The 14,485-nt window shown below is 62.4% G+C and carries 11 protein-coding genes and 1 riboswitch; of the genes, 4 read left to right on the top strand and 7 right to left on the bottom strand.

Annotated elements, in window-relative coordinates; all coding sequences use genetic code 11:
• Positions 1-242: 242 nt before the first annotated feature.
• The 4 genes from VWZ85_RS15280 to VWZ85_RS15265 form a co-directional block, all read right to left on the bottom strand.
• A complete protein-coding gene (locus tag VWZ85_RS15280; protein ID WP_416588924.1) occupies positions 243-1,481 on the bottom strand; it encodes an acyl-CoA dehydrogenase family protein in 1,239 nt (412 codons plus the stop codon).
• Between the two features lie 143 nt (positions 1,482-1,624).
• Positions 1,625-4,474, bottom strand: a complete 2,850-nt coding sequence (gene gcvP, locus VWZ85_RS15275; RefSeq protein ID WP_416588921.1) for an aminomethyl-transferring glycine dehydrogenase — start codon at positions 4,472-4,474, stop codon at positions 1,625-1,627.
• A 142-nt stretch (positions 4,475-4,616) separates the two neighbouring features.
• Complete coding sequence (gene gcvH / locus VWZ85_RS15270; RefSeq protein ID WP_340544561.1) at positions 4,617-4,979, bottom strand: glycine cleavage system protein GcvH; 363 nt, start codon at positions 4,977-4,979, stop codon at positions 4,617-4,619.
• Between the two features lie 295 nt (positions 4,980-5,274).
• Positions 5,275-5,355: riboswitch (glycine riboswitch) on the bottom strand.
• 223 nt (positions 5,356-5,578) lie between these two features.
• On the bottom strand, positions 5,579-7,030 hold the full coding sequence (locus tag VWZ85_RS15265; protein ID WP_416540622.1) for a glutamine synthetase family protein: 1,452 nt from the start codon (positions 7,028-7,030) through the stop codon (positions 5,579-5,581).
• A 406-nt stretch (positions 7,031-7,436) separates the two neighbouring features.
• Here VWZ85_RS15265 and VWZ85_RS15260 point away from each other — a divergent pair, with 406 nt between their 5' ends.
• From VWZ85_RS15260 to VWZ85_RS15245, 4 genes are all read left to right on the top strand, one after another.
• Positions 7,437-8,207 carry an IclR family transcriptional regulator gene (locus VWZ85_RS15260; protein WP_340544559.1) on the top strand — a complete coding sequence of 257 codons (771 nt, stop codon included), beginning with the start codon at positions 7,437-7,439 and terminating at the stop codon, positions 8,205-8,207.
• A 114-nt stretch (positions 8,208-8,321) separates the two neighbouring features.
• The gene (locus tag VWZ85_RS15255; RefSeq protein ID WP_416542525.1) at positions 8,322-9,152 is read left to right on the top strand and encodes a bifunctional allantoicase/(S)-ureidoglycine aminohydrolase; all 831 of its coding nucleotides are present in this window, start codon (positions 8,322-8,324) and stop codon (positions 9,150-9,152) included.
• A 117-nt stretch (positions 9,153-9,269) separates the two neighbouring features.
• Positions 9,270-9,758 carry a hypothetical protein gene (locus tag VWZ85_RS15250; RefSeq protein WP_416588920.1) on the top strand — a complete coding sequence of 163 codons (489 nt, stop codon included), beginning with the start codon at positions 9,270-9,272 and terminating at the stop codon, positions 9,756-9,758.
• 145 nt (positions 9,759-9,903) lie between these two features.
• Positions 9,904-10,893 carry a type I glyceraldehyde-3-phosphate dehydrogenase gene (locus VWZ85_RS15245; RefSeq protein ID WP_416536326.1) on the top strand — a complete coding sequence of 330 codons (990 nt, stop codon included), beginning with the start codon at positions 9,904-9,906 and terminating at the stop codon, positions 10,891-10,893.
• A gap of 85 nt (positions 10,894-10,978) precedes the next feature.
• On the opposite strand, the gene VWZ85_RS15240 is transcribed toward VWZ85_RS15245, so the two are convergent.
• The 3 genes from VWZ85_RS15240 to puuE all read right to left on the bottom strand — a co-directional run bounded on the left by VWZ85_RS15240 (position 10,979) and on the right by puuE (position 14,472).
• A complete protein-coding gene (locus tag VWZ85_RS15240) occupies positions 10,979-12,406 on the bottom strand; it encodes a uracil-xanthine permease family protein (protein ID WP_340544553.1) in 1,428 nt (475 codons plus the stop codon).
• 136 nt (positions 12,407-12,542) lie between these two features.
• Positions 12,543-13,028, bottom strand: a complete 486-nt coding sequence (locus VWZ85_RS15235; RefSeq protein WP_340546280.1) for an ureidoglycolate lyase — start codon at positions 13,026-13,028, stop codon at positions 12,543-12,545.
• A 28-nt stretch (positions 13,029-13,056) separates the two neighbouring features.
• Positions 13,057-14,472, bottom strand: a complete 1,416-nt coding sequence (gene puuE / locus VWZ85_RS15230) for an allantoinase PuuE (RefSeq protein ID WP_416588917.1) — start codon at positions 14,470-14,472, stop codon at positions 13,057-13,059.
• Positions 14,473-14,485: the final 13 nt, after the last annotated feature.

Below are 14,485 nucleotides of genomic sequence, written 5' to 3'. Positions count from 1 at the left end.
CTGCGACCGGAAAGGCGTGCGTATAGCGACTGCGGTTAACTACGGCAAGATATCCACAGTATTTTTCCGCGACGTCAGATCAGCCGATGATCTGACCGGTTCACGCGGTGAAATCTCATTCTTTCAACGCATTGGGCTTAACATGAGAAAGGCGCCCTCCACCGGGAGCGCGCCTGACTATTTCTGGAGGCCTATTTTTTTGGTCGGAGCCTCGCCGCTCAGCCCGGATTGGGGGGCTAGCGTTAACCCAGATTCTCCTGACTGTAGGCTTTCAGCTCGGCGCGGGCGACCTGCCTGCGGTGCACCGCATCCGGCCCATCGGCAAGGCGCAGGGTGCGCACATGGGTCCAGGCCTGCGCCAGCGGCGTGTCCTGGCTGATGCCCTGCCCTCCGTGCATCTGCACCGCCTCGTCGATCACCTTCAACGCGACACGGGGGGCAACCACCTTGATCTGGCTGATCCAGGGTGCTGCGGCGCGCGCATCGCCCTGATCCATGTACCATGCCGCCTTGAGACAGAGGAGCCGGGCCATTTCGATCTCCATCCGGCATTCGGCGATGATATCGTAGTTGGCGCCAAGCTGGGCCAGCGGCTTGCCAAAGGCCTCGCGGCGCAGCGAGCGGCGGCAGAGCTGTTCCAGCGCGCTTTCGGCCTGGCCGATGGCGCGCATACAATGGTGAATGCGCCCCGGCCCAAGACGGCCCTGCGCGATTTCAAATCCGCGCCCCTCGCCCAGCAGCATGTTTTCAGCAGGCACACGCACGTCTGAGAAGCGGATATGCATATGGCCGTGGGGGGCGTCATCGTGACCGTAGACCTCCATCGGGCGCAACACCTCGATCCCCGGTGCATCCGCAGGCACCACGATCATCGACTGGCGCTTGTGTTTGGGCAGGTCGTCGCCGCCGGTGCGCACCATGACGATATAGACCTTGCAGCGCGGATCCCCTGCGCCTGAGGCCCACCATTTTTCGCCGTTCAGCACATAGTCATCGCCGTCGCGCAGGCAGGACATGGCGATATTGGTGGCGTCCGAGCTGGCGACATCCGGCTCTGTCATCAGATAGGCCGAGCGGATCTCGCCTTGAAGGAGCGGCGCCAGCCATTGCTGTTTCATCGCCTCGGTGCCGTAGCGCTCAAACACTTCCATATTGCCGGTGTCGGGCGCGGAGCAGTTGAACACCTCTGCCCCCAGCGGGGTTTTTCCCATTTCCTCAGCAAAGTAAGCATATTCGACGGTCGAGAGGCCGAAGCCCTTGTCACTGTCGGTGAGCCAGAAATTCCACAGGCCGTCGGCCTTGGCCTTGGCTTTCAGGCCTTCGAGGATTTCGGCCTGCCGATCGGTGTATTGCCAGCGATCCCCCTTGCCGATCTCGGCGTGATACTCGGCCTCCATCGGCATGATCTCGTCGCGGATCATCGCCGCCACCCGATCCAGAAGCGCGCGGTTTTCGCTGCGCATACCCAAGTTCATGTCCATCCCGGCGCCTCTTTGTGTTGTTTCCCTTGGCGGCAGCATGGCGCGGGGGTTGTGCCGCTGTCCAGCCGCGTGACGGGACGTCACAGATGGATAGGCATCGCAGGACAGAAAAACGGGCCCCGAAGGGCCCGTTTCGCAAGTGGTTACTCTGCCGCCTCGGCGTAGTCTTCCATCGGTGGGCAGGTGCAGACCAGATGGCGGTCACCGTAAGCATTGTCGACGCGGTTGACCGGCGGCCAGTATTTGTCGACCCGGAACGCGCCCGGAGGGAAGCAGCCCTGTTCGCGGGAATAGGGGCGATCCCAGTCCTTAACGAGATCTTCCATCGTGTGAGGCGCGTTTTTCAATGCGTTATTCTCCGCATCCATTTCGCCTGCCTCAATCGCGCGGATTTCTTCGCGGATCGACAGCATGGCCTCGCAGAAGCGGTCCAGCTCGGCCTTGGTCTCGGACTCGGTGGGTTCCACCATCAGGGTACCGGCGACGGGCCAAGACATGGTCGGTGCGTGAAAACCGCTGTCGATCAGGCGCTTGGCCACATCGTCAACAGTGACATTGGCGCTGGCCTCAAACGGGCGGGTGTCCAGAATACACTCATGCGCAACGCGGCCTGTCGGCCCCTTGTAGAGTACGTCATAGGCGCCTTCGAGACGCTTGGCGATGTAGTTGGCGTTGAGGATCGCCACCTTTGTCGCCTGCGTCAGCCCCGCACCACCCATCATCAGACAATAGGCCCAGCTGATGGTCAGGATCGAGGCAGACCCGAAGGGAGCCGCAGAAACCGGACCCTCCTGACCGCCGGTTTCCGGGTGGCCGGGCAGATGCGGTTGCAGATGCGCCTTCACGCCAATCGGTCCCATGCCGGGGCCACCACCACCGTGGGGAATGGCAAAGGTCTTGTGCAGGTTCAGGTGGCTCACATCGCCGCCCAGATCGCCGGGACGGGACAGGCCCACCATGGCGTTCATATTGGCACCGTCGATATAAACCTGACCGCCGTGATCATGGGTAATTTTGCAGACCTCATGCACGGTTTCTTCGAACACGCCATGAGTCGAGGGATAGGTGATCATGCAGCCTGCAAGGTTTTCGGCGTGTTTCTCTGCCTTTTCGCGGAAATCCTCGAGGTCGATATCGCCATTTCCTGCGGATTTCACCACAACAACCTTCCACCCCACCATCTGGGCAGAGGCCGGGTTTGTGCCATGGGCCGACATCGGGATCAGACAGATGTTGCGGTGGCCCTGACCGTTGGCACGGTGATAGGCCGCAATGGACAGAAGGCCCGCGTATTCCCCCTGCGCGCCCGAGTTAGGCTGCATGGAGATCGCATCATAGCCGGTGATCTGGCACAGTTTCTCGGACAGATCGCGAACCATCTCGGCATAGCCCTGCATCTGATCGGCAGGGGCAAAGGGGTGGATATTGGCGAACTCCGGCCAGCTGAGCGGCATCATCTCGGCGGCGGCATTGAGCTTCATCGTGCAGGAGCCAAGCGGGATCATCGCCCGGTCCAGCGCCAGATCACGATCCGCGAGGCGGCGCATGTAGCGCATCATCTCGGTTTCGGCCCGGTTCATGTGGAAGATCGGATGCGTCAGATAGTCGGACGTGCGGTGCATGTTTTCCGGCACGCGGTATTCATGGGTGAAGTCTTCGTCCTTGCGTCGGATGCCAAAGGCGCGCCAGACCGCTTCGATGGTCTCTGAACGGGTGACCTCATCCAATGTGATACCAACGCGGGTTTCGCCAACGCGGCGCAGGTTCAGCCCCTCGTCCACCGCCGATTTCAGCACCGCCGATTGCAGCGGCCCCACATCAACGGTGATCGTGTCGAAGAAGGATCGGGGATCAACGCTGAACCCTGCCCCTTCCAGCCCACGGGCCAGACGCACGGTCTTGCGATGGATGCGCTGCGCGATGGCTTTCAGCCCCTTGGGGCCGTGGAAGACCGCGTACATCGACGCCATCACCGCCAGCAGAGCCTGTGCAGTACAGACGTTGGAGGTCGCCTTTTCGCGGCGGATGTGCTGTTCACGGGTCTGTAGCGACAGGCGATAGGCGCGGTTGCCATGCGCATCGACCGAGACGCCGACAATCCGGCCGGGGATCGAGCGTTTGTAAGCATCCTTGGTCGCCATATAGGCCGCATGTGGGCCGCCTGCCCCCACCGGCACGCCAAAGCGCTGGGTCGAGCCGACAGCGATATCGGCACCCATGGCGCCCGGCTCTTTCAGCAGGGTCAGGGACAGCGGGTCGGCTGCAACGATGCCGATGGCCTTATGCGCGTGCAGCTGCGCGATGTGGTCGGTGAAATCGCGCACATGACCGTAGGTGCCGGGGTATTGGAAGATAGCGCCAAAGACCTTATCCGCCTCCAGCTTGTCAGGGTTGCCGACGATGACCTCGATCCCCAGCGGCTCGGCGCGGGTCTGGATCACGGCAATGTTCTGCGGGTGACAATCGCGGTCGACAAAAAACGCCTTGGCCTTCGATTTGGCGACCCGCTGCGCGACGGTCATTGCCTCAGCGCAGGCTGTGGCCTCGTCCAGAAGCGAGGCATTGGCGATTTCCAGACCGGTCAGATCCGAGATCATGGTCTGGAAGTTCAACAGCGCCTCAAGACGGCCCTGGGAGATTTCGGGCTGATAGGGCGTGTAGGCGGTGTACCAGGCCGGGTTTTCCAGGATGTTGCGCTGAATGGCGGGTGGGGTCACGGTGCCGTGGTAGCCCTGCCCGATCAGCGAGGTTTTCAGAACGTTCTTGCCTGCGACCTCACGCATGTGATGCAGCAGCTCGCGTTCCGACAGAGGACGGCCAAACTCCAGCGCGGCGGCCTGACGGATGGTGGCAGGCACCGTTTCGTCAATCAGCGCATCCAGGCTCTCGGCGCCAACCACGGCAAGCATGTCGTCCATCTCTTCGGGAGACGGGCCGATATGGCGGCGGTTGGCAAAGTCATACGGCAGATAGTCCGTGGGTTCAAAAGACATGTGTCGCCCTCTTCAGCAACAGGAGGTTAAGGCAGCGGAATACTGCGGGCTGGCCCGGTGGTGCGGATTGGCACCGCGATAGGTGCGGGAACAGCGATCAAAAAACCCCGCCGCGCGGAACGGCGCAGGCGGGGTGCAAGGATCAGCCGATGAAGTCCTTGTAGCCGGCTTCATCCATGTAATCGTCCATCGGGGACAGATCGGACGGCTTGATCTTGAAGAACCAGGCGTCGCCCTGAGGGTCTTCGTTGATCTTGCCGGGGTTGTCGATCAGGGCGTCGTTCACCTCGACGATCTCGCCGTCCAGCGGCGCCAGGATATCGGAGGCTGCCTTTACGGATTCGATGACCACGATTTCATCATCCTTGGAGACTTCGGTGCCGACCTCGGGCAGTTCCACAAAGACCACATCGCCCAGCTGCTCTGCCGCGTGGGTTGTGATGCCCACCGTGATCAGATCATCGCTCTCGGCCAGCAGCCATTCGTGTTCTTCGGTGTATTTCATCAGTCTCTTCCTTTGGAGATCGCGCCGATCTCAGCGCTTATGGCAGCGCGCCCTGGTGGACGGCTGCGGTTTGGGTGTCAAAATCTGCGGCATCACGGGCATGGCACGAGCCGCCGGAGCCAAGCACCGCCCGCAGGGAACTGCCCCGGCCAGCCCGACTGGCGCCGGTATCGTTCCTATTTGCCTGGTCTCAGCAGTCATGCCGATCCATCCCATGAGTTCAGGGCCGGTCCGATCAGGAATGATGGCATGGTCCCGGCATCCAATCGTCACGCAGGCAGAACCTGCGCAATGTGATGCCCCCTCTGTCCCTTTGCCTGAGATCGTTATCCCTTCGGCGCCCTGGTGTGATCAGGGTCTCTCCAGAGTACGTCACGTTTACGGTCCCTTTGGCCTGAGAGTTTCCGGGGCGGTTGCTCCTTCGGCACCAGTGTCGGCAGGCAATTCCTGCTGCAATGGTTCTCCCGCATACGCCTGTATACGGTACCAATAACGGATGTCTCGTTCAAGCTGCAATCGCGGTCTCGAACGCATTTGAACCGCCGCAATCAGGCACCGCCGGCCGACCGCGCAACGGCCCTGCCGGAACCGGTCAAACATCAGTAAAGGTTAAAGTATTCAGCCTGCTCCCATTCGCTGACCGTATCGAGGTAGCGGGACCATTCGACCTCTTTCAGATGGGCGAGATAGTCGACCACATCGCCCCCCAGAGCGACGCGAAACAGGTCGGATCCGCTGAAGGCCTGCAACGCCTGTCCAAGCGAGCGCGGCAGCTTTTGCGCGTCGTCGGAATAGGGCGATGCCGTGGGCGGCGGCGCGCGTCGCCCGGAGGCCAGCCCCTCGCTGCCCGCGATGATCTGCGCGGCCAGCGCGAAATAAGGATTGGCACTGCTGTCGGGCGCGCGATTCTCGATCCGGCTGGAGAGATCGCCGGGGCGCATCAGGCCGCGCAGCATGGCGCCGCGATTGTCCTCTCCCCATTGTATCCGGTTGGGCGCCAGCTGGTATGGCAGATACCTCTTGTAGCTATTGACCGTAGGGGCAACCAGCAGCGAGGCCGCCTCGGCATGGGCGAGCAGCCCGGCGATCCAGCCACTGGCCTCTTCCGTCAGCTCGCCCTCAACCTCGGGCATGAACAGATTGCGCCCGGTGCTGGGATCTATCAGCGACTGATGGATGTGCCAGCCATTGGCCATCGCGTGATCCTGCCGCGGCTTGGCCATGAAACTGGCGTGTAATCCCTGAGCGGCACAGACTTCCTTGACCATGGTGCGGAACATCACCATCGCGTCCGCCTGCGTCATCGGATCGGCCGGATCGAAGGTGAACTCGAACTGGCTCGGACCCATCTCGATCTCGACAGTGCGCACCGGCAGGCCAAGCGCCTGCGCATTGCGTCGTAACCTGTCCAGAATCGCCTCGGCCTCGCCGTAGCGGGTTTCGGTGAGATACTGGTAGCCCTGAATGAGGTTCCGGGTCTCGATCGGAGCCCCGGGCATCCCCTGCTGCGCATGGCCCAGCGCCGGGTCCACACGTTCGAAGATCTGGAATTCGACCTCCAGCCCGACCACGGTCTTCAGCCCCTGTTCTGCCAATGTCTCCACCGCCCGTTCCAGCACATAGGCCGATCCGAAGGGGACGACGTCGCCATCGTGGAACGCGACATGACAGAAGATCCAGGCCGAATGTGGGGACCATGGCAGCACGCGAAAGGTCTCCGGGCGCGGCACCAGCAGCACATCGCTGGCGCCCTGCATCGGCGTCACAACCTCCTCGGGGTTTTCGCTCCACACCGGGAAGGCGGTGCGATGGGCGGTATCCTTCAGCAACAGTGTCGACGGCACCGCGATTCCCTGCTCAAACAGCGACCTCAGGCCGGCGGCGACCAGCGTCTTACCCCGCAGAATGCCGTGTTGATCGGCAAAGAGGACGCGCACGGTTTCCACGCGCGCGGCTTCGCATTGCGCCAGCACCGCCTCGCCCGCGTGACAGGCCTGCTCTGTCAGCAACCCCTTGCGCGCAAGCGCCCCCTTGATGAGTGACGTCGTCATCTTGTGATCTGACCTTCTTCTGTCCACGCCTTCGATATGTGCTCCGCCGCTCATGACGTTGCGTCGGTCTTCCCCATATCACACCCTTTGCAATGTTTTTGTTATGCAACTGGATAATTTAAGCTTGAACTAAAAAACTAGTTCAGGTCCAGTCTCTTATCAGAGGCGAGGCACATAAAGCTGCGAATTGAACGCAGGGCACAGCGCAGGGCCGAAGACTGGAACTGACAGACAACCCAGGGTGACGGAGGCAAGCGCACCGACAGAACACCGATGATGTCTCAGACCGATGCGGACACGGGCCGTACCTTGTTCGATCTGCGGTCGGTGCTACCGGGATACGATCCATTTGATCCCCTCCCCCGGTGCAAGCAGGCGCGCTGACAAGTATTTTTTGGATGAGAAGATGAGTGAACAAGACCGTAATATTTCCTCAAGCTTTGCCAAGGGGCTGGCTGTTCTGGCGGCGTTTGACGCGGCTACTCCGACGCTGACGCTGGCAGATATCGCACGGCGCACCGGTCAGGATCGTGCCACGGCGCGGCGCGGGGCGCTGACGCTTGTACAGGCCGGGTATCTGCGCCAGCAGGGCCGGGTCCTGTCGCTGACGCCGCAGGTGCTGGCGCTGTCCGGCGGGTTTCTTCAGGCCAATCAGTTTGGCCGCAAGGTGCAGCCGGTGCTGAACCGTCATGCCCGCAGCCTTGGCGCTGAGATTACGCTTGCGACGCTGGATCAGGGGCGGGTGTTGCTGCTGGCGCAATCCACGGTCGAACATGCACCGGTCACCTATGGGTTTACCGCCGGCGCTCATATCCCGCTGGTCCATACCAGCCTGGGGCGGATGCTGATGGGCTGCCTGTCGGACGACGCGGCTGCCGAAACGTTGGCGACGGCGGATATCCCCCGCCACACCGAGCAATCCCTGACCGAGGTGGATCAAATCCTCGACCGGGTGCGCACCGCGCGGCAGCGGGGCTATGCGGTGACCGACAGTGAGTTCGAAACCGGGATCATCGGTTACGCCGTGCCGGTCTCGCGCCCCGATCAACGGCCTATCGTGGTTGGCAGTTCGTCCCCGCGGGGGATGAACCCGGCACAGGACACCGAAATCTCGCTGCGCGCGTTGCAGCTCTGCGCGGCGGAGCTGCGCCAGAGCCAGGCGCTGGCAGATCTGTAACGCTGCCCGCATCCGATATTCAAAATTTCGCGAAGGATGTTATCCGCAGCGCCCCTCTTGGACCCCCATCGGCAAGCCCGCATAAATACGGCACCCATCACGAAAGGATCGCCGATGACCGCGCCGCGTTATTTCACCCCCAAGGGAGGCCACCCCGGTCAGGAGCAGCTGCTGACCGACCGCGCCATGTTCACCGATGCCTATGCCGTCATCCCCAAAGGCACAATGCGCGATATCACCACCTCATATCTGCCGGGTTGGCAGGGGATGCGGATGTGGGTCATCGCCCGCCCCCTGAGTGGCTTTGCCGAGACGTTCTCGCAATATATCGTTGAGCTGCAACCGGATGGCGGCTCCGACAGTCCCGAACATGACAGCGCCGCGCAATCCGTGCTGTTCGTGACGGAGGGCAAGCTGGATCTGACCGTCGATGGCGTCGCGCATCACCTGGAACCGGGCGGCTATGCCTATATCCCGGCCGGGGCGGCCTGGACCCTGCACAACAGCAGCGACAGCACAGCAGGGTTTCACTGGATCCGCAAACGCTGGGAACCGGCGCCCGGCGTCGAGAAACCCGCAGTTCTGGTCACCAACGAGCGCGACATTGCCCCCAGCGTCATGCCCGACACCGAGGGTCGCTGGGCCACCACCCGTTTTGTCGATCCGGCAGATCTGTCGCATGACATGCATGTCACTATCGTGACCTTTGAACCGGGCGGCGTCATCCCTTTCCCCGAGACCCATGTGATGGAACACGGGCTCTATGTTCTGGAGGGCAAGGCCGTCTACCGCCTTAACCAGGATTGGGTCGAAGTTGAGGCCGGTGATTTCATGTGGCTGCGCGCCTTCTGCCCGCAGGCCTGCTATGCCGGGGGACCGGGACGCTTCCGTTACCTGCTATACAAGGACGTCAACCGGCACATGCCACTAAGCCCACCGCGCTAACCAAGGCGGCGCATCGCCATTGCCAGAACGCACAGCTGCGCTAAGGTAAGTGACATGTTGAAAGACAGTCTCGCGGGTCGATCTCGCCCCGCGAGGTCAGCCATGGAGCCTGCGCCAATGTCGATCATATCTATCGTGTTCACAGGTCTTGCGCTGGGTCTGATGAGCCTGCTGGCGGTGCTGAGCACCCGTGCGGGTCGTCCGGCAACCATCGCCGCCGCTGCCGCCGCCCCGCGCAGGGCCGCTGGCCGCAAGATGGCTGGCATCGCCTTTGCCGTGGTGACGGGACCGTTGCTGCTCACCCTGCCGGGTCCGGCTGATGCTGGCACCGAATCGGAGGCACAGGTGACCGTGGTCAATGTGCTGGGGCGCAGCTGGCATGTGGCCCCGGAGGTGACAGACACAGGTCGCAACACTGGCAGCGCGACGGGACGCTACATGGCGCAGCGCCAGAACGCGGAGCTACAGCCGTTTCGCCCGCCTGCGGTACTGACAGCGCGGCAGGCCGTGCACGCCTTTCACGCTGCAACCGGGTGCCGGGCCCGGGTCGAGACGATGGTGCGCTCCATCAATGGGACGTATTTCGCACAGTTGGCCTGCCCCTAGGCGCACTCCGCCGTGGTTCGCGTGGCCCCGCCCCGCGGCACAGGCGTCGATTTGAAACACCGCGCGGGAAATTGTGACCGAAACCGGAGCAGGATTGCCGTTCTAGCGGATTGAGCCGCGCGCCGCGCCCTGTCATAGCTTGGCCATGAAACTTGCAATCAACGGATTCGGCCGCATCGGCCGCGCTATTCTGCGCCAGATCCTGACGACGCCGCGCGGTGCCGGGATTGAGCTGGTCTGCATCAACGATATCGCACCCTTGGACATGTGCGCCTATCTGTTTCAATACGATAGCACCTTTGGCCCCTATCCCGACGCGGTTGCGATCGAGGGCAACAACCTGCGGATTGCCGACCGGGTGATCCGGTTCCACCAGACAGCCGACCTCAGCACGCTGGATCTGACAGGCGTCGATGTGGTGCTGGAATGCACCGGCATCGCGCGCACATCGGATGTGGCGGGACGGGGGCTGACGGCCGGGGCGCGCAAGGTGCTGATCTCCGGCCCCTCGCCCGCCGCCGAACGCACGATTGTGCTGGGCGCAAACGAGGCCGATCTGGGCGATGGCGCGATCATCTCCAATGCCTCCTGCACCACCAACGGGCTGGCCCCGCTGGTCAAGCTGCTGGACATGCTGCTGGGCATCGACAGCGCCCATATGACCACGATCCACTGCTACACCAATTCGCAGCCGATGGTGGACGCACCGCGCGGCGATTTTGCCCGCTCCCGTGCCGGGGCGCTGTCGATGGTGCCAACCACGACTTCTGCCACCCATCTGATCGACGAGGTACTGCCGCATCTGGCTGGTCGCATCAGTGGTGCTGCGGTGCGAGTGCCAACCGCCAGCGTGTCTGCGGTGGATCTGGTGGTCAGGACCAGCCACCCGATGGCGGCAGACTTCGCCGATACCACCCTGCGCACTGCGATCGAGGCTTCGCAGGTTCTGGGATGGACCGAGCAGCCGCTGGTCTCATCCGATCTGCGTGCCCGAGCTGAATCGCTGGTCCTTGCCGGACCGGAAACCCGTCGGATCGGCAATCACCAGCTGCGGGTGTTTGGCTGGTATGACAATGAATGGGGATTCTCCGCTCGGATGTTGGATATGGCCGCGCTGATGGCAGGGCAGAGCTGAAAAGAGGCGACTGTCTGCGACCATGAACAAAGGGGCCGCGCATATCTGCTGCGGCCCCTGTTCGTTGCACACTCAAGAGCTGCGGTTACTCGCCCGGCAGGCTGCCGCGCCCCTGTCCTGACAGGCCACCAGAGACCTCTTCCGTAGCCTCGCTGGCAAGCTCCTGCGGCAGCACCAGATTGAGCACAACCGCAATGAGCGCCGCCGGCAGCAAGCCCGAGGTCATCAGGACCCGCAGCGTATCCGGCAGGTGCTGCACCGCACCCGGTTCCAGCTGCAGCCCCAATCCGATGGAGAGGGAAATGGCAAAGATCACCATATTGCGGCGGTTCCAGTCGACATCCGACAGCATCGAAATACCAGCAGCCACCACCATGCCGAACATGACGATAACACCGCCGCCCAGCACCTCAATCGGAATGGTGCGGATGATCGCGCCAACCTTCGGGACCAGCCCGCAGAGGATCAGGAACAGCGCGCCGATGGTGACCACATGACGGCTCATGACGCCGGTCATGGCGATCAGGCCCACGTTCTGGCTGAAGGAGGTATTGGGCAACCCGCCAAACACGCCCGCCAGCGCCGAGCCGAAACCGTCCGCATAGGTGGCACCGGAAATCTCCTTGTCGGTGGCTTCCCGGCCTGCACCGCCACGGGCGATACCGCTGACATCGCCCACGGTTTCAACCGCCGATACCAGCCCCATCAGGCAAAAACCGACAATCGCGGCAAAGGAAAACTCGATCCCGTATTTGAACGGCATCGGCAGCGCAAAGGCGCTGGCGCGCGACCAGCTGGTGCCAATGGCCTCGACCGTGACCATGCCCATCATCATCGCATAGAGATAGCCGACAATCAGCCCGAGCAGCACCGCCGAGATCGACAGCATCCCGCGGGCAAAGAACTTCAGACCCAGGGTGACGATGATCACCACCAGCGCTGCCGACCAGTTCAGCAGCGAGCCATATTCCGGTGTCCCGATCGCTGGCACGCCTCCGGCGGCATATTGAATGCCGACCTTGACCAGCGCCAGACCGATCATGGTGACCACCAGCCCGGTGACCAGCGGCGGCAGGGCAAAGCGGATACGCCCGATCACCAGCCCCAATGCGGCATGAAACAGCCCGCCGATCAGCACCCCGCCGAACAGCGCCGCCAGCGCATCAACCCCCTTGCCCGCGACCAGCGGGATCATGATCGGCAAGAAGGCAAAACTGGTGCCCTGCACAATCGGCAGCGCCGCACCAATCGGCCCGATGGTCAGTGTCTGCAGCAGCGTCGCCGCCCCGGCAAACAGCATCGACATCTGGATCAGATAGAGCAGTTCGGGAAAATCGGGGGAATTAGAGCCAAAGCCAAATCCCGCCGCCCCGGCCACGATGATCGCCGGGGTGACATTTGAGACAAACATGGCCAGCACATGCTGGATGCCCAGTGGCACAGCCTTTGCCAGCGGTGGAGTGTAATTGGGATCGCGCAGCTGCGCCGGCGTTCCGATTGAGCCATCGGCCATGGATCTGGTCCTCTCTGTTGTTGCTTATTCTGTTGGTCTTGGTCGGTATTGTGATGACACTCTCATTTGGCGGAGTGCCTGTTGCGAAAGAAAAAGGCGCAAGACCCGCTGGGTCGCTGCGCCTTTGATTGTCAGATCAGGGTCGGATCACCTGATAGGGGCTTTCAAACCAGTGTTCTTCCAGATTGGCGCCCTCTCCGATCCGATCCACCACGGCAAACAGGCCCGGCGCCGTCAGGGGCGTCAGCACCCCGTGCCAAGTGCCCCGGTGGAAGTTGATCGCCTGTCCGGGTTGCGTTTCAAAGGCAAGCGGCAGTCCCGGCACACCACCGCGATCCGGGGCGACGATCACCAGAAATCCGGTTTCACTCATCGGGATGAAGGCCTGACTGCCGTCCGGGTGGCGCTCGACCATCCGCAGTGGCATCGGCAGTTCACGCGGCTCGGCGTTGAACAGGCTGAGACCCGCACGACCGGCGCTGAACTCCATGGTGGCCCGATCATGATACCGTCCGCAGAGCCCCTGATTGATGATCTTGTCCGGCGCTCCGGTGCAGTCGATCAGATCGCCAAAGGGGGCAAAGCCCTCGGCTGTGATCGGCTGGATCTCAAGCATCTTCATCGCGGTCTCCGGCATAGCTGGCAGTCCCTCACGGCAGCACATCCCGCAGGCGGAACTCGGCGATACGTTCGACCTGCCGACAGGCTTCGGCAAATTCGCTGTCGCGATCATTGGCGATACGCCGTTCAAATGCTGCAAGAATCGATGTCTTATCGTGGTCGCGCACCGCAATGATGAAGGGAAAGCCGTGTTTTTCCACATAGGCGCTGTTCAATTGCGTAAACCGTGTGCGTTCCGCATCAGTCAGCGCATCCAGTCCGGCGGAGGCCTGCTCGCTGGTGCTCTCCGCCGTGAGACGTTTGGCGGCGGCCAGCTTGCCTGCCAGATCCGGGTGCGCTGTCAGCACGCCCAACCGCTCCGCCTCGCTGGCAGAGCGGAACATCCGGCACAGCGCATTATGCAGCCCTGCCGCGCGGTCATAGGCTGGTCCCAGTTCCAGATCATGGGCCCGTTCGGCAATCCAGGGGGAGTGTTCAAAGATCCCGCCATAGGCCTCGACAAATCGCGCGCGGCTCATCTGGCTGGGGCGTTCACGGCGCTGATGTGGATGGGTTTTCGCCCAATGATCGGCGATATCAATGCGGCGCGGGCACCAGACCCCGTCGAACCCCCGGATATAGTCGATGAACCGTTTCAGCCCCGCCGCCTTGCCGGGGCGGCCGATCAGGCGGCAATGCAGCCCGATCGACATCATTTTCGGCGCACCTTCTTCACCCTCAGCATAGAGCAGGTCAAAGGCGTCCTTGAGATACTGATAGAACTGTTCGCCAGTGATGTAGCCGGGTGCGGTGGCAAAGCGCATGTCGTTGGCTTCCAGCGTATAGGGGATGATCAGCTGATCGCGTTCGCCGACCTCCAGCCAATAGGGCAGATCATCGTCGTAGGTGTCCGAGATATAGTCAAAGCCGCCCTCCTCCGCCACCAGACGCACGGTGTTCTCACTGCACCGGCCAGTGTACCAGCCACGCGGACGCTCTCCGACCACCTCGGTATGCAGGCGGATCGCCTCGGCAATGGCGGCGCGTTCGTCGGCCTCTGCCATATCCTTGTGTTCGACCCATTTCAGCCCGTGTGACGCGATCTCCCACTGCGCAGCCTTCATCGCCGCGACCTGTTCGGGAGAGCGCGCCAATGCGCTGGCGACACCATAGATGGTGACCGGGATATCCGCAGCGGTGAACATGCGATGCAGCCGCCAGAACCCGGCGCGGGCGCCGTAGTCGTAGATCGATTCCATGTTCCAGTGCCGCTGTCCTGGCCAGGGCGCCGCCCCGGCGATGTCAGACAGAAACGCCTCCGACCCCGCATCGCCATGCAGGATATTGTTCTCCCCGCCCTCTTCATAGTTCAACACGAACTGCACCGCGACCTTGGCATTGCCGGGCCAGGCTGCATCGGGCGGCGTCGCGCCATATCCGATCATGTTGCGAGGGTATCTGTTCATTGCCGGGGGCCTC

This window comes from Phaeobacter sp. JH20_29 (assembly GCF_048056175.1).
Classification (GTDB): Bacteria; Pseudomonadota; Alphaproteobacteria; order Rhodobacterales; family Rhodobacteraceae; genus Phaeobacter; species Phaeobacter bryozoorum.
Note: the sequence above shows the minus strand (reverse complement) of the source record. Positions and strands in the feature narration are given on the sequence as shown.